This window comes from Paenisporosarcina sp. TG-14 (assembly GCF_000297555.1).
GTDB classification, from domain to species: domain Bacteria; phylum Bacillota; class Bacilli; order Bacillales_A; family Planococcaceae; genus Paenisporosarcina; species Paenisporosarcina antarctica.
Genome location: NZ_AMGD01000014.1, coordinates 1 through 19043, shown reverse-complemented (window position 1 = coordinate 19043; position 19043 = coordinate 1). Strand labels below are relative to the sequence as shown.

Annotated in this window: 17 protein-coding genes and 1 pseudogene; 4 read left to right on the top strand and 14 right to left on the bottom strand. The window is 37.0% G+C overall.

Annotated elements, in window-relative coordinates; translation table 11 throughout:
• Positions 1-92: 92 nt before the first annotated feature.
• From C406_RS0105095 to C406_RS0105070, 6 genes are all read right to left on the bottom strand, one after another.
• A complete protein-coding gene (locus C406_RS0105095; RefSeq protein WP_017379517.1) occupies positions 93-938 on the bottom strand; it encodes a polysaccharide deacetylase family protein in 846 nt (281 codons plus the stop codon).
• A 116-nt stretch (positions 939-1054) separates the two neighbouring features.
• Entirely contained in the window at positions 1055-2467 is a 1413-nt protein-coding gene (lpdA, locus tag C406_RS0105090) for a dihydrolipoyl dehydrogenase (protein ID WP_017379516.1), read from the bottom strand.
• Between the two features lie 3 nt (positions 2468-2470).
• Positions 2471-3871: a dihydrolipoamide acetyltransferase family protein gene (locus C406_RS0105085; RefSeq protein WP_017379515.1), complete on the bottom strand. Its 1401-nt coding sequence runs from the start codon at positions 3869-3871 to the stop codon at positions 2471-2473.
• A gap of 30 nt (positions 3872-3901) precedes the next feature.
• A complete protein-coding gene (locus tag C406_RS0105080; RefSeq protein ID WP_017379514.1) occupies positions 3902-4879 on the bottom strand; it encodes an alpha-ketoacid dehydrogenase subunit beta in 978 nt (325 codons plus the stop codon).
• A 3-nt stretch (positions 4880-4882) separates the two neighbouring features.
• The gene (gene pdhA, locus C406_RS0105075) at positions 4883-5998 is read right to left on the bottom strand and encodes a pyruvate dehydrogenase (acetyl-transferring) E1 component subunit alpha (protein WP_017379513.1); all 1116 of its coding nucleotides are present in this window, start codon (positions 5996-5998) and stop codon (positions 4883-4885) included.
• Positions 5999-6254: 256 nt separating this feature from the next.
• Positions 6255-6896 (bottom strand): YkyA family protein, encoded by a 642-nt coding sequence (locus C406_RS0105070; protein ID WP_017379512.1) that lies wholly within the window; start codon positions 6894-6896, stop codon positions 6255-6257.
• A 139-nt stretch (positions 6897-7035) separates the two neighbouring features.
• Between C406_RS0105070 and def the strand changes: the two genes are divergently transcribed.
• Positions 7036-7602, top strand: coding sequence for a peptide deformylase (def, locus tag C406_RS0105065; RefSeq protein ID WP_017379511.1), 567 nt, complete (start codon positions 7036-7038; stop codon positions 7600-7602).
• 36 nt (positions 7603-7638) lie between these two features.
• Here def and C406_RS0105060 read toward each other — a convergent pair whose 3' ends face one another.
• Positions 7639-8409 carry a Cof-type HAD-IIB family hydrolase gene (locus C406_RS0105060; RefSeq protein ID WP_017379510.1) on the bottom strand — a complete coding sequence of 257 codons (771 nt, stop codon included), beginning with the start codon at positions 8407-8409 and terminating at the stop codon, positions 7639-7641.
• A gap of 276 nt (positions 8410-8685) precedes the next feature.
• On the opposite strand from C406_RS0105060, the gene C406_RS0105055 reads away from it, so the two are divergent.
• Both C406_RS0105055 and rnjA read left to right on the top strand, forming a co-directional pair.
• Positions 8686-8895 carry a DNA-dependent RNA polymerase subunit epsilon gene (locus tag C406_RS0105055; RefSeq protein ID WP_017379509.1) on the top strand — a complete coding sequence of 70 codons (210 nt, stop codon included), beginning with the start codon at positions 8686-8688 and terminating at the stop codon, positions 8893-8895.
• Positions 8896-8900: 5 nt separating this feature from the next.
• Positions 8901-10568 (top strand): ribonuclease J1, encoded by a 1668-nt coding sequence (gene rnjA, locus C406_RS0105050; protein ID WP_017379508.1) that lies wholly within the window; start codon positions 8901-8903, stop codon positions 10566-10568.
• 335 nt (positions 10569-10903) lie between these two features.
• Here rnjA and C406_RS0105045 read toward each other — a convergent pair whose 3' ends face one another.
• From C406_RS0105045 to C406_RS0105020, 6 genes are all read right to left on the bottom strand, one after another.
• Positions 10904-11563 carry a potassium channel family protein gene (locus C406_RS0105045; protein WP_017379507.1) on the bottom strand — a complete coding sequence of 220 codons (660 nt, stop codon included), beginning with the start codon at positions 11561-11563 and terminating at the stop codon, positions 10904-10906.
• Positions 11564-11626: 63 nt separating this feature from the next.
• Positions 11627-13441 carry an ABC transporter ATP-binding protein gene (locus C406_RS0105040; protein ID WP_017379506.1) on the bottom strand — a complete coding sequence of 605 codons (1815 nt, stop codon included), beginning with the start codon at positions 13439-13441 and terminating at the stop codon, positions 11627-11629.
• Positions 13442-13456: 15 nt separating this feature from the next.
• Complete coding sequence (locus C406_RS0105035) at positions 13457-15202, bottom strand: ABC transporter ATP-binding protein (protein WP_017379505.1); 1746 nt, start codon at positions 15200-15202, stop codon at positions 13457-13459.
• Between the two features lie 290 nt (positions 15203-15492).
• Positions 15493-15945 carry a TlpA family protein disulfide reductase gene (locus tag C406_RS0105030; RefSeq protein ID WP_017379504.1) on the bottom strand — a complete coding sequence of 151 codons (453 nt, stop codon included), beginning with the start codon at positions 15943-15945 and terminating at the stop codon, positions 15493-15495.
• 113 nt (positions 15946-16058) lie between these two features.
• Positions 16059-16601 carry a peroxiredoxin gene (locus tag C406_RS0105025; RefSeq protein WP_017379503.1) on the bottom strand — a complete coding sequence of 181 codons (543 nt, stop codon included), beginning with the start codon at positions 16599-16601 and terminating at the stop codon, positions 16059-16061.
• A 201-nt stretch (positions 16602-16802) separates the two neighbouring features.
• Entirely contained in the window at positions 16803-17102 is a 300-nt protein-coding gene (locus C406_RS0105020) for a hypothetical protein (protein ID WP_237740514.1), read from the bottom strand.
• 261 nt (positions 17103-17363) lie between these two features.
• On the opposite strand from C406_RS0105020, the gene C406_RS0105015 reads away from it, so the two are divergent.
• Complete coding sequence (locus C406_RS0105015; RefSeq protein WP_017379501.1) at positions 17364-18551, top strand: MFS transporter; 1188 nt, start codon at positions 17364-17366, stop codon at positions 18549-18551.
• A 41-nt stretch (positions 18552-18592) separates the two neighbouring features.
• Here C406_RS0105015 and C406_RS20660 read toward each other — a convergent pair.
• A pseudogene (locus C406_RS20660) lies at positions 18593-19043 on the bottom strand (VWA domain-containing protein); the annotation flags it as partial.

The following is a 19043-nucleotide window of genomic DNA, read 5'->3' as shown; positions in this document are numbered from 1 at the left end:
CTTCCGTTTTTGCGGATCATGCTCAGCCTTTTTATATAGATACTGTTAATAGGAATTATATATTTTGCCACTACATTTATTGCTTATTCGTATTATTCAATAGTTACACCTTGAATTGTTGCTGGATCAATCATTTCGTAACCTTTCCCTCTAAGTCCCTCCACAATTCCTTTTAAAGCAGCAGCGGTCCATACACGATCATGCATCAATAAGTTTGCACCTTCCGTTAAGTACTCACTATTGACCATGATATCGGTCAAAGCATCAGCATCTTGGTATTTTGCTTCCCAATCGTAGCCGTAGGTCCAATTCATTAACAGCATGCCTTGCTCTTCAACTAGCGCTTTGCTGAAATCTGTATTCACTCCAAATGGCGCACGGAAGAATTTTGGTTTTTCACCCGTTATCTCTTCGATTGTCTCATTTATTTTCATGATTTCTACTCGTTGTTCTTCCTCAGACAAACTCTTTAAATTTGCATGCGTTTGTGTATGATTACCAATTGCAAAGCCCATATCATAAATCTCTTTTAATACAGCTTTTTCTTCATCGGTATCTACAAAGTGTCCATTTACGAAAAATATTGCTGGTGCGTTTAATGCTTTTAACTTTTTCGCCATTTCTAAAGACCGTTTATCTGGTGCATCATCAATAGTTAAAAGCACTACTTTTGACGGTGCATCAGCAATTGGTTTAAACGACCAATTTGCTTTATTTAATGCATATAAGGGATCGGCAGTAGCTGATGCAGGTGACTCTTCTTCAATAGCTTCTTCACTTGCTTCTTCACTTGCTTCTTCATCTACCCTTTCTTCTTCTTCCTCAACTTCTTGTTGTACAGGAGCTGATGCGGGTGTTTTCTTTTCTGCTTCTGTTTCCCCGCATGCCGCTAACATCAATGCTAACAAACTCACAGTCATTAATTTTATGTATTTCATATGTATCACCATAACCCTTTCGACAGTCATTTTAGCATAATTCCCATAAATATTTCTAGATATATTAAAGAAAACAAAAAAACCGTACAGCAGAATTGCTGTACGGCAACAAGAAATTATTTAGATAAAATGTGAATTGGATGACCCATTACAACTTCAGCAGCTTCCATTGAGATTTCTCCCAATGTTGGATGCGCGTGAATTGTCATGGCAATGTCTTCAACCGTCATGCCCGCTTCAATTGCTAATGCAAGCTCAGCGATCATATCAGAAGCACCTTGACCAACGATTTGAGCACCAAGCAGTAAACCATCAGATTTACGTGAAACAAGCTTAACGAAGCCTTCAGGAGCGTTTAATGCTAACGCACGACCGTTTGCTCCGAACGGGAATTTCCCAGCCATAACTTCAAAGCCTTCTTTTTTAGCTTGCTCTTCGTTTAAACCAACTGTTGCTAGTTCCGGATCTGTGAAACAAACAGCTGGAATGGCTAAATAATCCACTATAGAAGTTTGTCCTGCAATTACTTCAGCTGCTACTTTACCTTCATAAGAAGCTTTATGAGCAAGTTGAAGTCCTGTAACCACGTCACCAATTGCAAAAATATTTTCGATGCTTGTACGAACTTGTTTGTCCACTTCGATCAAACCACGTTCGCCCATTTTAATACCCAGTTCTTCAAGACCCATCTCATCCGTGTTCGGACGACGACCAACTGTTACTAATACATAATCCGCTTCGACTTTCTTCTCTTCGCCGCCTGCTTCAAATGTAACAATTACGCCAGATTCTGTTTCTTCAACGCCTTTAGCTACTGCCTTAGTGACAATATCCACGCCTTTTTTCTTCAAGCCTTTTTTGACAATTGATGTCATTTGCTTTTCAAAACCAGCTAAGATATCGTCTCCGCCTTCAACAATAGTTACTTGAGAACCAAGGTTTGCATAAGCTGTACCAAGTTCAGTTCCGATATAACCGCCGCCAATAACAACTAGTTTTCCCGGAATTTCAGTTAGACTCAATGCAGTTGTAGAGCTCAAGACACGTTTAGAAAACTTGAATGATGGAATTTCAACTGGTCGAGATCCAGTTGCGATAATTGCATGTTTAAATTTGTACGTTTGTGATGATTTTTCGTCCATTACTCGAATCGTGTTTGCGTCAACAAAGTAAGCTTCACCAAGAACAACATCCACTTTATTTCCTTTTAATAAACCTTCAACTCCACCCGTTAATTTCTTAACGACACTGTCTTTGAACGCTTGTGCTTTTGAAAAATCGATAGTAACTTCAGATGCTGTAATCCCCATATCATCCGAGTGTTTTGCTTGTTCAAAACGGTGACCGACTGAAATTAACGCTTTTGATGGAATACAACCAACGTTTAAACAAACGCCACCAATATGTTCTTTTTCAACGATTGTTACTTTTTGGCCGGTTTGAGCTGCACGAATTGCTGCAACATAACCGCCAGGGCCTGAGCCAATAATTAGCGTATCTGTTTCGATTGGAAAATCTCCTACTACCATTTTTTACGCCTCCATTAATAAAAGTTCTGGATTGCTAAGCAAACGTTTAATATTATTTAATGCGTGCTGAGCAGTCGCACCGTCGATCATTCGATGATCAAAGCTCATAGATAATGCTAACACAGGAGCCGCTACAATTTCACCATTTTTAATGACTGGTTTCTCTGCAATACGACCAATTCCTAGAATAGCAACTTCTGGATGGTTAATAACTGGAGTGAACCATTGTCCACCAGCTGAACCAATATTCGTAATCGAACATGAAGCACCTTTCATTTCAGCAAGTGATAATTTACCATCACGTGCTTTGCCAGCAAGTGTGTTGATTTCATCTGAAATCGCAAATACTGATTTTCTATCTGCATGTTTAATAACAGGCACCATCAGACCTTTTTCGGTATCAGCAGCAATTCCGATATTGAAATAATGTTTCTGAACAATTTCACCAGCTTCATCATCTAATGAACGATTAAATTCTGGGAAATCACGCAATGTGCTTACCAAAGCTTTTACTACATAAGGTAAGTACGTTAATTTCACATTTTTTTCCGCAGCCAAGTCTTTGAACTTTTTGCGATGTGCAACAAGTTCTGTAACATCAACTTCATCCATTAAGGTCACATGAGGTGCTGTATGTTTTGAGTGAACCATTGCTTTCGCAATTGCTTTACGTACACCAGACATTTTCTCACGTGTTTCAGGGAATTCGCCTTCTAAAGTCTTCTCTACCGGTTTAGCTGCTTTTTCATCTTTTTTATCAGTAGCTGTTTCATCATTCTCAACAACAGAATCTTGGGTCGTTGTTTCAGAAGATTGATCACCATTCATAAACGCTTCGATATCTTCTTTCATCACACGTCCATTTTTACCTGACCCGTTAACTTGAGAAACTTCTACATCATTGTCGCGAGCAAATTTACGAACTGAAGGCATCGCAATTATGCGACCATTTGGATCTTTTTCAGCTTTTGCTGTTGATTCTGCTTTAGGAGCAGCTTTAGTTGGTTCAGAAGCTTCTTTTTTAGGAGCTTGCTCTTTTACAACAGGAGTCGCTTCTTTTTCTACTGCTTGACCATCTTCTGCAGTCGCTTGAACTTGAGCTTCTGTTTTTTCTTCTGCTTTAGGCTCGTCTTCATGATCACCTTTAAACTTCAGGTCTTCATACCCTGGTGCATCAATACGAATTAATACTTGTCCAACTGTCGCAACTGTTCCTTCACCTATTAGGACTTCTTCTACTTTCCCAGTAACCGGTGATGGAATTTCTACAACTGCTTTGTCATTTTGGATTTCACATAAAATATCGTCTTCTTCTATAGTATCACCTGCGGTTACAAACCATTTAACGATTTCACCTTCGTGTATACCTTCACCGATATCTGGTAATTTAAATTCAAATGCCACAAAAATCACCCTTTCTGTTGATAGTGTCTATTAGAATGTTAATACTTTTTTCGCTGTTTCAAAAATGTCTTTTGAGTTCGGTAACCATACTGTCTCTGCTTGAGAGAACGGGAATATAGTATCTGGTGCAGTTACACGAAGAACGGGTGCTTCTAAACTTAATATCGCACGCTCGTTAATTTCTGCAACGACATTCGCTGCAATACCAGCTTGTTTCTGTGCTTCTTGTACAACGATTGCACGTCCTGTTTTTTCAACAGAAGCAATAATTGTTTTAATATCTAATGGTTGTACGGTACGTAAATCAATTACTTCTACTGAGAAGCCTTCTTTTTCAAGCTCTTCTGCAGCTTTTAAACTTTCGTGTACCATAGCGCCGTACGTAATAATTGATAAGTCTTTTCCTTCGCGTTTTACTGCTGCTTCGCCTAAAGGGATTGTATACTCTTCTTCAGGTACATCTTCACGGAATGAGCGATATAATTTCATATGTTCCAAGAAAATAACAGGGTCATTGTCACGAATTGAAGAAATTAATAATCCTTTTGCATCGTAAGGTGAAGAAGGAATAACTACTTTCAAACCTGGTTGAGCAGCCATTAAGCCTTCTAAACTATCTGCATGCATTTCTGGAGTATGAACACCACCGCCAAATGGTGATCGTATTGTAACTGGAGCATGGTATTTACCCCCACTACGGAAACGCATACGAGCTAATTGACCACTGATCGAATCCATTACTTCAAAAACAAAACCAAAGAATTGAATTTCAGGAACAGGACGGTAGCCTTCTAATGATAAGCCTACTGCTAAACCGCCAATACCGGACTCTGCAAGAGGTGTATCGAATACACGATCTTCCCCAAATTCTTTTTGTAATCCTTCAGTTGCACGGAATACTCCGCCGTTATTTCCAACGTCTTCACCGAAGACGAGGACGTTTTCATCATTTTTCAGTTCATTACGGAGTGCATCCGTAATTGCTTGAATCATCGTCATTTGTGCCATCGGTTACTTCGACTCCTTCTCTTTGTAGATTTCATATTGTTCTTTTAAGTTAAATGGCATTTCGTCGCCATACATGAATTCCATTAAATCAGTTACTTTTTGTTTTGGTGCAGCATCAGCTGTTTTAATAGCAGCTTTAATTTCTTCTTTTGCTTGCTCAATTACTTCGTTTTCTTTTTCTTCATTCCAAAGCTTTTTCGCTTCTAAATACATACGGAAACGTACAATAGGATCTTTCTTTTCCCATTCAGAATCTGTTTCAGACGTACGGTATCGAGTTGGATCATCTCCAGCCATTGTATGAGGTCCATAACGGTAACATAAGGCTTCAATCAATGTTGGACCTTCGCCATTCACAGCACGTTCTCGCGCATCACGCGTTGCTACGTATACTGCTAATGGATCCATTCCATCAACTAGGATACTTGGAATTCCAGCCGCAATCCCTTTTTGTGCAATTGTTTTAGCAGCTGTCTGTAATTCACGTGGTGTTGAAATAGCAAACTGGTTATTTTGAACAATGAAAATTGCTGGTGAACGGAATGCACCTGCAAAGTTCATTCCTTCATAGAAGTCACCTTGTGAAGAACCACCGTCACCTGTGTATGTAACTGCAACAGATTTTTTACCGCGTTTTTGCATACCAAGTGCTACTCCAGCAGCTTGGACGATTTGAGCACCAATAATAATTTGTGGTGGGATTACTTTTACGTCTTCAGGAATCTGGTTACCCATGAAATGGCCACGAGAGAATAAAAATGCTTGAGAAAGTGGCAAACCATGCCAAATCATTTGTGGTACGTCACGATATCCAGGAAGGATGAAGTCCTCTTTTTCAAGAGCAAAATGTGATGCAAGTTGTGATGCTTCTTGTCCAGCGGTTGGTGCATAGAAACCCAAACGTCCTTGACGATTTAATGAAATCGAACGTTGATCAAGAATACGTGTGTAAACCATACGTCGCATTAACTCAACTAAATCATCATCAGATAAGTTTACTTCAGCATCTTTGTTTACGATTTCGCCTTCTTCGTTCAAAATTTGAAACATTTCAAACTTTTCTTCAATCGCATGAAGTGTTTCTACTGGGCCTAATTGCTTGGCATTTTTTGCTGCCATATTAACACTCTCCTTTAACTAACTGTATTAAAAAATCTTTTATAATCAAGTGATACAATGTCCATTCTTACCTAGTATACTCAACTTTAAATTGGTGGTCAATCATGTGTAACTCTAGTGAAATAACAACTTACTGTTTATTAAATATTCACTCAAATAAAATCTGTACTAGTACAAATGAACATCTGTACTATAAAAGATAACACTTTTGAAACCCCTCATTTTACATAAAAAAGGACTTCACTTGGAAGTCCTTTCACTTTTCATCCAAAGAATCATATATTGAAACTTTCAATTCATTTAATTCTATTGTCTCTTCGTTAAATTCATTAATTGAAGATTGTACAATATCATTTTGTTCGTTTACTTTTAATACTTGTTCTTGAAGTTGAGCTTGTTCCATTTCTTCATCCACTAGCATATCGTAGAGTACAGTTTGTAAGTCAGTTAATTTTTGATATTCTTTACTAACAACATCATGTGCTTGATAACGAGTTTCAATTAATGATTTCAAATCAATTAATGACGTTTTTATTTCTTCTTCCTTTACATCATCTATTAGACTATCAAATGAAGATAAAGAAGCGAGTGCGCTTTCAATCGATTCGTTCTCTTCATTAAGTAAAGTCAATCTTTCCATTAAAGAAGATTTTAGTTCCTCTACTTTTATTGACACTTCTTCTTGTTGTTCTTGTGTCAATTCCATGCTTGAGTTAAAAGTACTTTGTTCTTTCTTTTCTAAGACAGTCAATTGTTGTTGTGCGTCTCGATATCCCTGCTCTTCTTCATATATTGTTGCTAATGTTTCTGATAACTTTTCTTCTGTAGTTACTCCTATAGAACATGCTGAAAGTATTATCGAAGTGGAAAGAAAAGTGCCAATTACGATTTTTTTCATTGAATAGCCCCCTAAACCTTTTTATACTATATCCTCTCAAGGAAGATATTTCAATATTTCTAAATTCCTCTTTTCATTTGCATGGATGCCATCCTTCGCTATACTTAATAGATAGTAACTATTGGAAAGGAAGACTTGAATGTTTGAACTAAAAGATATTATCCGCGAAGGACATCCCACTTTGCGACAAAAAGCGCAGGAAATACAATTTCCTTTATCTACTGAAAACGAAAAATTAGCACAGGACTTACATGATTATGTAAAGAATAGTCAAGATGCAGAAATGCTTGCCCGTTATGATTTGCGTCCTGGAATTGGTATTGCTGCACCTCAAGTCAATGTAGCGAAGCGAATGTTTGCACTTCATTTGCAAGATAATGAATCTAAGTTGAGCTTAGTTGCCATAAACCCTAAAATCATTAGTCACTCGGTCGAAAAAACCTATATTACAGTGGGCGAAGGCTGTTTATCTGTTGATCGTGTTATTGAAGGATACGTTCCTAGATATGCACGTATTACTGCCAAAGGCTTTTATCCAGATGGTAGAGAATTTAAACTACGGTTAAAAGGTTTATCTGCAATTGCTTTTCAACATGAACTTGATCATTTGAACGGTGTGATGTTCTTCGATCGTATTAATAAAGAAAATCCATTTGAAGAAATTCCTAATTCAGTCCCATTTGAAAAGGAAAAAGAAGATAAATAATTTGAGGTTCCCAGTTCTTGGGAACCTTTTTACCTTTTAAATAAGTTTTAAATATTTCATCGCGTTGACTAAACCATCATCATCCACGTGAGTTGTCACATAATTAGCGCGTTTTAGGGCTTCTTCGTGACCATTTCCCATAACAACTCCATATCCTACTGCTTCTAACATTTCAATATCGTTTAAACCGTCTCCAAACGCAATTGTATCCTTTATATCAATATTGAATTTTTGACATATGAACTTAACAGCGTTTGCTTTTGACGCACCTTTAGGTAAGATGTCAGCAGATACACGATGCCACCTTACAAATTTCAAGTGAGGAAAATTTTCTTGATAAGCTAGTTCTTCTTCCGCTGAACAAAACAGCAGTGCTTGATAAATTTTGTTGTTCACAATAAAATTTTCTTCGAAATTAGGATGCGGAAATTTTAAGCTGTTCATACTTTCTTCAATTTGTGGATGATATGTAATAGATGAAATCATTTTTTCTGCATTCATATATACCATAGGATGATTATGTTCTCTAGCAAAATCTGAAACCAATTTTAGTTGAATTGGACTAATTTCATTGTGAGATATCACTTTATTTTGATAGACAACATATTGACCATTAAAACAAATGTAAGAATCAATCTCTAACTCTTTTAAAACTTCTTGAATCATAAATGGTGCACGTCCGGTAGCAATAACCACTTCATGCCCCCTATTTCTTGCTTCAAAGACGGCTTCCTTCGCCTTTATTGGTAATTGTTTATTAGAATCATACAGTGTTCCATCTATATCAAAAAATAAAACTTTTTTCATTCCTTTCATCCTTTCTATTGCATGAATTGTACTAAAGACAAGTACTCTTTACAAAAGTCTGAATTTTCTGTATAATATGAATAAGGAGTGATTTGCCCATGTTAAAGCGTCTAAAAAGGAAATTATTGAGACGGCTAGGCGGCATACTCGGGAAAAAACTAATTGCATAATTATTTGCCCTGCTAATTATAGTAGGGCTTTTCTTTATTTTAAAACAGGCTCGTGATAATATAAAGAGAGTGAAATTATTATGAACGTGAAAAAGGAGAGCAAAAGATGATTTACAAAGTATTTTATCAAGAAAACCCGCTTGAAGTGCCAGTTCGCGAAAACACAAAAAGCCTATACATTGAAGCAGCTTCTGAACGCGAAGTTCGCTTCGCACTAAAGGATCGCAACTATAATGTTGAATTTGTTCAGCTACTTGAAGGTAATCATTTAACCTATGAGCAAGCTAACGAAAACTTTATAGTGGAGAAACAGTAAACTATATGAAATTTGTTAAGAATGACCAAACAGCGGTTTTCGCACTAGGCGGACTGGGCGAAATCGGCAAAAACACATACGGTATCCAATTTCAAGATGAAATAATATTAATTGATGCAGGTATTAAATTTCCAGAAGATGAACTACTTGGAATTGACTATGTCATTCCTGATTATTCGTATCTTGTGAAAAATGTAGACAAGATTAAAGGTCTATTTATTACACACGGTCATGAAGATCACATCGGTGGTATTCCTTATTTACTAAAACAATTGAATGTGCCTGTTTACGGCGGAAAACTTGCGCTTGGTTTGTTACGCAACAAACTTGAAGAGCACGGTCTACTTCGTACGACAAAAATGCACGTTATTACGGAAGATGAAATTATTAAATTCCGTAAAACTTCTGTTAGTTTTTACAGAACGACACACAGTATTCCAGATGCATTTGGAATAGTTGTTAAAACACCATCTGGAAACATTGTTCACACAGGAGATTTCAAGTTTGATTTCACACCTGTAGGAGAACCTGCTAACATTACCAAAATGGCTGAAATTGGTCGTGATGGCGTGCTTTGTTTATTATCAGATAGTACAAATGCAGAAGTACCTGAATTCACAATGTCAGAGCGAAAAGTCGGAGAAAGCTTATCGGAAATATTCCGCAAAGTAAATGGACGTATTATTTTCGCAACGTTTTCTTCTAATATTTTTCGTGTACAACAAGTGGTAGAAGCTGCAATACGTCATGGTCGTAAAATCGCTGTATTTGGTCGAAGCATGGACAACGCAATAAATATTGGACGTGAACTGGGCTATATCATTGCACCGAATGAAACATTTGTTGATACACAAACATTAAATCGTCTCCCTGCAAGTGAAGTCATGATTTTATGTACAGGTAGTCAAGGTGAGCCTATGGCGGCTTTGTCTCGTATAGCAAATGGAACACATCGTCAAATTCAAATTCAACCTGCAGATACGGTTATCTTTTCCTCTTCTGCTATTCCAGGAAATCGCAGTAGCATAAACCGTACAATCAACTTGTTATTCCGTGCAGGAGCAGATGTCATTCATGGCTCATTAAGTAACATCCATACTTCAGGCCATGGTTCCCAAGAAGAACAAAAATTGATGTTACGATTAATGAAACCTAAATTCTTTATGCCTATTCATGGTGAGTATCGTATGCTAAAAATACACACGGAACTAGCTATTGATTGTGATGTTAAACCAGAGAATACATTTATTATGGAAAATGGCGATGTCTTGGCACTAAGCCAAAACGAAGCAGCAGTTGCTGGTCGTATCCCATCTGGTGATGTATACATTGATGGTAGTGGAATTGGTGATGTTGGCAATGTTGTATTACGTGATCGTCGAATTTTATCTGAAGAAGGTTTAGTTATTGTTGTGGTGAGTACAGATCAGGAACGTCAGAAGATTGTTTCTGGACCAGACATCATTTCTCGTGGATTCGTTTATATGCGTGAATCTGGAGCAATGATTAATGAAGCTCAACATATGTTAAATCGTCATTTACAAAAAACAATTCAATCAAATAATATTCCTTTTTCTGAATTGAAAAGTGAAATTGTAGATGTATTAGGACCATATTTATATGAAAAAACAAAGCGTCGCCCAATGATTTTACCAGTTATAATGGAAGTTTAATAACAAGAAAAAAGCTGTGCAGCTATCACCTATTGTGATAAACTGCACAGCTTTTTTTTGTGTTTGTTAGACACTATCCACCACCAACCAAGGTCCCTATTAACGGTCAGAAATCACCGGTGTCGGTCTATAGTGGCCTGCTTCGCTTTTCTTTAGTGTCTAGCTCCGCAGGCCAGATCGCACCTAATCTTGGGACCACAGGATGTGGGTCATGAAGGCGTTGCGACACGATGTCGCGCAATTAGACTTCCTTCCTAAACTCATGCGGAAACAAGTTTCCGCATGAGTTTCTTCCAGCACCGGTGTCGATCTATAGTAGCCTGCTTCGCTTTTCTTTAGTGCATTGCTTTTTTTTCAAATCGGATAATATCTGCGTCTGCCCCGATAACAATTAAAATATCATTAATAAGAATTTCTTCATCCGCTTGCGGAGATACGAGGATATCATCTCCACGCTTAATCCCTACGATGTTTATACCATATTTCGCTCGAATATCAAGATCAATTAATGTCGAACCAGCTAACAGTTCATTTGCCTTAATCTCCATTATGGAATGTTCATCTGATAGTTCGAGATAATCCAAGACATTATTTGAAATCATATTATTAGCTATACGAATTCCCATGTCACGTTCAGGATGGACGACTTGATCAGCACCGATTTTACGCAATACTTTCTCGTGATAATCATTTTGAGCTTTTACGGTGATTTTATTGACACCGATTTCTTTTAACATAAGAGTAGTTAGTATGCTTGATTGGATATCGTCTCCTATAGCTACAATTACATGTTCAAAATTACGAATTCCGAGTGATTTCAAGACTGATTCATCCGTTGTATCAGCGACCACGGCTTGTGTCGCAATTGATGCAAATTCATCAACACGTTCAGCAAATTTATCGATGGCCATGACATCTGCGCCTTGTTCAACAAGCTCTCGAACAATGCTTCCACCAAATCGACCTAAACCAATAACTACGAATTCTTTCTTCATCCTTCAACCTCCGTTAAGCAACGATTGCACATAGTGTATCACAACTTTGAAAGACGCTCAAATTCAATTTAACACGTCTTCAAATTGGGCCATTACAAGGTGGTGATAATGACCACGGTCTTTCATTAATGAATCATGATTTCCTGATTCAAGTACGCTACCATTTTCCAAAACTATAATCTGATCTGCTTCACGTATTGTAGATAAACGATGTGCAATAATGATTGCAGTTCGATTTTTCAAAAGAGTGCGCAATGCCACTTGAATTTGAATTTCCGTTTCTGTATCAATGGATGCAGTTGCTTCATCTAAGATAATAATTCTAGGATTAGCAAGAATTGCACGAGCAAATGATAACAACTGTCGCTCACCAACGGATAATATATTCCCTCGCTCTTCTACTTCAGTATCGTAACCTTTAGACAACCGGTCAATAAACCCATTCGCTCCAACAGCTTGTGCCGCATTTTTCACTTCTTCATCTGTTGCATGTGGATTACCAAAACGAATGTTCTCCAGAATTGAACCCGAGAAAATAAATGTTTCTTGCAACACAATACTGATTTGTTCACGTAAATCACTTAATGATAAATCGCGAATATCCACCCCATCCATTTTAACAACACCACTGGTCGGATCATAGAAACGTGATACTAAATTGGCTATCGTTGTTTTACCAGAACCGGTATGCCCAACGAGTGCTACTGTCTTTCCAGCTTTCATTTCAAGTGTAATTCCGTTTAATGCCAATCGGTTTTTTTCATAACCAAATTCTACATGCTCAAATTCAATAAGACCTTTTAATTGATTGATTTTTTGGGGATTTTCTTTTTCGTGAACTAATGGCTGTTCATCTAAAAATTCAAAAATACGTTCAGATGATGCCATTCCCATCAATAGTTGGCTATATACCATGCCTAAACGTGAAATAGGCTCCCAAAACATTCCTAGATAAAAAGCAAAAGCGACAAAAGCTCCAAGATCAAGTTGACCATTTTTAATCAAGTAAGCGCCGTATAGTATTAATACCACAGATCCAATTGCATTTGTTATTTCAACGAATGGACGGAACAACGCGTTCTTTTTCGTTGCCACACGCCATGATTCGTAACTTTCTTCATTAATTCCATTAAAGAAAGCCATGTTTTCATTTTCCTGTGTAAATGATTGTGTAATACGCATTCCTTGAATACTTTCATTCAAATGCGAGTTAATTTTCGATTGTTTCATACGCACATCTTGCCAAGATCGACGAATATTTTTACGTAACGTCGTCGATATGAAAAACATCAATGGCAAAATAACGAGTACAGCTAGCGCCAGTGGTGGACTTAGTGTAAATAGAATGATGAGAACACCAACAAGGAGAAGAATATCCATTAACAAATTAATAACACCATTTGTAAATAGTTCTTGGAGCGAGTTAATATCATTCATAATTCGTACTAAAATTGAACCTGCAGACCGCTGATCAAAAAACCGATGTGATAGCCATTGTACATGCGTAAATAAATGTTTTCGCAAATCGTAGATCACGTTTTGACCAAGTTCATTCATCCACCTTATTCGAAAACGATTGGCAATGGTATTAATAATATATAATACTGCAATTGACCCGACAAGAATCCAAAGCATCTGACCATCTTTGTTCTCTAACGCTTTATCGATAACAAATACTCCTATCAATATGGGTATAAGAAGTCTAATGAGTGTCGTAATCGTAACAGCAATAAATGCTTTTGGTAGTAATGAACGTGAGTAAGGTTTTACATAGGTAAATAAACGAGCGAGTTGGGACCAATTAAATGGTGCATCAATTACATCATCCGAAGAGTAGCGGAATCGTTTTAAAACACTAGGATTAATTTTTTTTGTCATTGTGATTCCGCCTTTCTATGCATAAATATTTTCGAGTTGGTCCTTGTATTGAATTTCATAAATTCGTTTATAAAGCCCGGGTTGTTTAATTAATTGCTCATGCGTTCCACGTTGAACAATTTCTCCATGTTCAAAAACAATCAATTCATCTGCATGTTTTACAGATGAAATTCTGTGAGCAATAATAAATGTTGTTCGACCCTTCATGACTTCATCTAATGCTTGTTGAATATGAAGTTCTGTTTTCATATCTACAGCACTTGTCGCGTCATCGAGTACCAATATAGCTGGGTTTTGGCATAACGCTCTTGCGATTGCTATCCGTTGTTTTTGGCCACCTGATAAACCTAGCCCCCGCTCCCCAAGCATCGTATCATAAGCTTCTGGTAGCTCCAATATGAATTCATGTGCATTAGCACGTTTTGCTGCATCAATGATTTCATCCATTGTGGCATCCGGTCGTCCATAAGAAATATTAGCTTTAATGGACGAAGAAAATAGAAATGATTCTTGTAATACAAATCCAATTTTTGAACGTAATGAAGTTAACGAATAGTCATCAACAGGGATACCATCAATCTTGACTGACCCTTCTGTTGGCTCATAAAACCGGGTTAACAATTGCGTTAAGCTTGTTTTTCCTGAACCAGTCGCACCGATTAAGCCGACACGCTTTCCGGCTTCTACAGTCAAATTAATATCCTTTAATGCAACTAGGTCCTCTTCACGATATTGGAGTGAGACATGGTCAAAAGTTACATGACCTTTCATACCTGATCCATCCACTGCATTTTCTTTAGATTGTATTGGTTCTGGTGCTTCTAATACTTCTAATAAACGTTCCCCTGAAGCCTTTGATTGAGAAAATAAATTGACAGTAAAACCTAAGTTCATAATTGGGAAAATAATATAGCCAAGTAAACTATAAAATGCCACAAGTTCTCCGACGGTCAATTGCCCACCCATAACAAGGAATCCTCCATAGCCGAATAAAAAGACAATGCTGATATTTCCGAGAAACTCCATCACAGGAAAATATTTTGCCCAAATTTCAGCTGTGTATAAATAACGACCTTTATAATCACTGTTTGACTCATTAAATTTTCCAATTTGAAATGATTCACGTGAAAGTGACTTTACCGTATGAATGCCACTAATATTTTCTTGGACATTCGTGTTTAGCTTTCCGAATGATTTTCGAATGTCTCGAAATGCAGGATGTACGAGTTTATCAAAACGAAACACCGCAACAATTAATAATGGCATCGCAGCCATGGAGACAAATGTTAATGAGACGGAATAGTAAAACATGACACATAACGACACGGATACAAGAAATATTAAACGAAATAACTCCACGAATCCGAATGATAAGAAGAATCGAAAACCCTCTACGTCTGCAGTTAATCGTGACATTAAGTCACCCGTTTTCGCATTATCATAATACTTGAACGGTAAACGTTGTAATTTTGCATATAACGCATTTCGCAACTCGTAAACTGAGCGTATCCCGAACATATCACCTGTATATTGTCCTATATACGTGGCAATTCCTTTAATAATCATTAGTGCCATAAAAATTCCTGCCAGTGCCCAAGCTAATTCATATTGCTCTCCCTTAATAACACGGTCAATCGTTTGTTGCAAAATGATGGGATACGCAACAGTGATCACCAACGTAATGAGAAGCATGAACAAGGACCAAAAGAATAAATGTTTATTTGGCCAGTAATATTCTTTCAATTTTTTGAAAGTTTCCAAGTTTTTTCCCCCTAATCAAAAGACATAGTATTAAATATATCGGATTCCGAAATAAATGACTACCCCCTTTTGACTGATATTTCTCTTTAATCTAAATTTAAGGGGATTTACTTGGAAAATAGCTATTATTTATTTGGAGTTCACAGGAAAAATTTTAATAAATCAACGGTTTACTTGAATGCAAATTTAGTTCTCTTTTCCTAAGTATATTTTCTATTATATTTCCAACAAAAAATACCACAACTCTAAGAATTGTGGTATTGCAAAACCTTATATATTTTTTAATACTATTATGCGTTGCGCATTTCATCTAGTACACGATTGACACGTTTTTCAAGCATTTTCATACCACTTCCACCTGCTTGGAAGTGACGCAGTTGACCGTCTTTGTCGAACACGTAGTAAGCTGGAACATATTGATTGTCAAAAGCATCTGTTAATTTCATCTCGTTGTCAATGTAGATCGGTTGCGTAATATCATGATGTAACGCGACTTTTTTAATTTCATCTAAATCCATATCTTTTTCTGATCGTGGCATGTGAACAGCAATTACATTTAATTCGTTTTTGTATTGATCGCGAAAGGCATTGACCTCAGGCATTGCTTCTTTACAAAGTCCACAGCTGACAGACCAGAAATGTATGAGAGTCGGTTTACTTCCGATTAATTGGTTTCTTGAAACTTCTCCATTTAACCACGTGGTTGCGCCTGTTAAGTTAGGCATAGGTGAGCGTAATTTCATCTTTCTTCCTCCTTTAAGCTAAAAGTAAAAATCCCCACAGCGTATCGTATGCGTGGGGGAACTTGATGTCTAATTAAAAATAGTATTCACAGTCAATTTTTTGAAATACAAAATTACAGTGTTTTTTGACCAGGGCGCCAGTTTGCTGGACAAAGACCACCAGTTTGAAGGGCTTGTAATACACGTAGAGTTTCATCTACATCACGGCCAATATTGTTATGGAAAACGGTTTGATATTGCATTTCACCTTCAGGATTGACGATGAATAGTCCACGAAGTGCAATTCCTTCTTCTTCAATTAACACACCATATTCACGAGAAATTTGGTGATTTGTATCTGCTGCTAATGGATATTTAAGTTCGCCTAATCCATTATCTTCACGAGCTGTGTTAATCCAAGCTAAGTGTGTGTGAATAGTATCAGTTGAAACCGCAATGATTTCAGTGTCTAAATCTTCGAATTCGTCAAAACGATCTGACATCGCAGTTATTTCAGTTGGACATACAAACGTGAAATCCATTGGATAAAAGAACAATACTGTCCATTTATCTTGTTTCATATTTTCTTCCAAACTTACTTTTCCGAAAGACTTATCTGCTAGCACTGCTTCCATTGTAAAACGGGGTGCTTGTTTACCTACCATACGTTCAGTCATGTGAAAACCTCCAAGATTTTAATTTACCAACGATTTATATTCGTATTAGCACAATTTCTAGAATAACAAAATCTTACCTGCAAATCAATTCAACGGTATTAGACAATACCAGGTATATAGTCTTTTCGTCCAAATCGTGTCTATTAGTTAGTATGGATTGTTTTCAAGAATTATATTCTTAAAAAAAAGACCTAATCGGCCTTATGATAAAGGTCGCTTAGGTCTTAACTCACAATATTCGCAAGTAGGATCTGTACATGCCTCTTCTCTCCAAGCATTGCAAGGCTCACAGTAACAAGCATCGAATTCTTTATGATAAGACAAAGGTTCAAAACAGTCATTACAGTAATCCATGAGTTCGTCAATCGCAATGACACGTTCATCAACTAGTAAAAATGTTCCTTCTATTTGTTTCTTTTTATGTTTTCGTACTTTTGGATCTAAAAATAACATCATCGTTTTACCCAATACCGTCACTCCTTCTAATCTTAATGGTACCATATATATCGGCTAGAAAAATGGAAAAGGCTTTGAAAATGATTCATCTGTCAAAAGCGTGATTACATGTTCTTTCATTTTCTTTCATTTCAATTGATAATATCCATAAAAAATATAATATAATATAATATTCCAAAATTTATAAATAAATCACATTTGCAATAAATTAGATAATATATAAGCAGGTTTAATGAATGGCTTTTCTTTAGTTTTGTGTTAAAATTAGAGACTCGAAACAGTTAGGAATAGAAAGTAGGATGTAAAATGGCGAGTAAGTCTAATCGCTTTGCATTATATGTGTTAATGTTCAACATGTTTATTGCAATGTCAGGAATCGGATTAATAATACCGATTATGCCCGAATACCTTGGAACGTTTGGTGTTGCTGGACAAGCACTTGGATTTTTAATTGCCATGTTTGCTTTTTCTCAATTTCTTTTCTCACCACTTGCTGGTGATTTATCAGATAAATTTGGTCGGAAGAAATTAATTATTATAGGTCTTATTATTTTCGGTTTATCTCAATTAATGTTTGGGGCAGCTACAGAACTTTGGATGTTATTTTTAGCTCGCTTTTTTAGTGGTGTAGGTGCAGCCTTCCTCATTCCTCCAATGATGGCGTTTGTTGCGGATATTACAACTGAGGACGAACGTGGCAAGGGGATGGGATTACTCGGTGCTTCAATGTCTCTCGGGTTTATGATTGGTCCTGCTATAGGTGCTTTACTAGCAGAAGTTAGCATTCATTTTCCTTTTTACTTCGCAACTGGTGCATCTTTAGTTGCAGCAGCAATCTCCATGTTTGTTCTTCCAAACACTAGGCCTGCAGTCGTCAAAACGAGTATGCCAATCAAACGTGAAAATTTGTTAAATCAAATGAAACGATCAACGACAACTCCATACTTTGTCATGTTAATAGTTGTACTAGTTTTCTCCTTTGGTCTCTCAAACTTTCAAGCAACGATTTCATTGTATGTTGATAAAAAATATGGATTTACACCTGGAGAAATTGCTGCCTTGATTACAGTAGGTGGTTTTGCAGGTGTAATAGTCCAAACGTTTGTCATTAATAAATTGTTTAAACGCTTTGGCGAAATGAAAGTTATTTTAGTGAATTTACTTGTTTCTGCTCTTGCAATGATTTCTGTTCTTTTTGTGGATGGTTTCTGGCCAATTTTAATCGTATCAAGCATTTTCTTTACAGCCGCTTCATTACTAAGACCCGCAGTGAATACGCTGATTTCAAAACAAGCTGGCAATGAACAAGGGTTTGCAGCAGGTATGAACAATGCATATATGAGTTTGGGTAATATGGTGGGACCCGCACTTGCCGGAATCCTATTTGACATCAATATGAGTTTCCCTTATATAGCAGGTACCTTGATCTTAGTCATTTGTTTCTTTATTGCCACGTTATCTTATAGAAAATCAACAATTCCAATTCCATTATAAAAAGGTTGTTCCTAGAAGTGTAAACTTCTGGAACAACCTTTTTAGCGTTTCTTCTTCCTTTTTAAAAGCTGAGCTACATTCGTTTCACTGGTAGTTGAAAGTTGCTCAGGTCTATCTCGTTTCCATTTACGTGAGAGCATTCGCCAACCAAATCGGCTTAGCGTAATATCAACAAAAAACAGGAGCATGGCAATTAGAATTAGCCATTTTTGTACGCTCTTACTCTCTGAGCTTTTATAATCTATATCACGCATGGCTTGCTCAGGAGTTGATATAACTTGACCGCCTGTCCGACTGGCGATATTTTGCAACAGCGCTTTATTTGGTGGCTGAATTTTATACTCTGCACTATATGGGATCGAGATACCGGCTTGATACATACTGTTTTGTTCATTTGAAATTCTTAGGAAAATCAGTCCTGGATCTGCATCAAATGAAACTCGGCTTTTACCAGGAGTAACAGGCTCAGAATCGAGTAGGAGGGAGTGATTA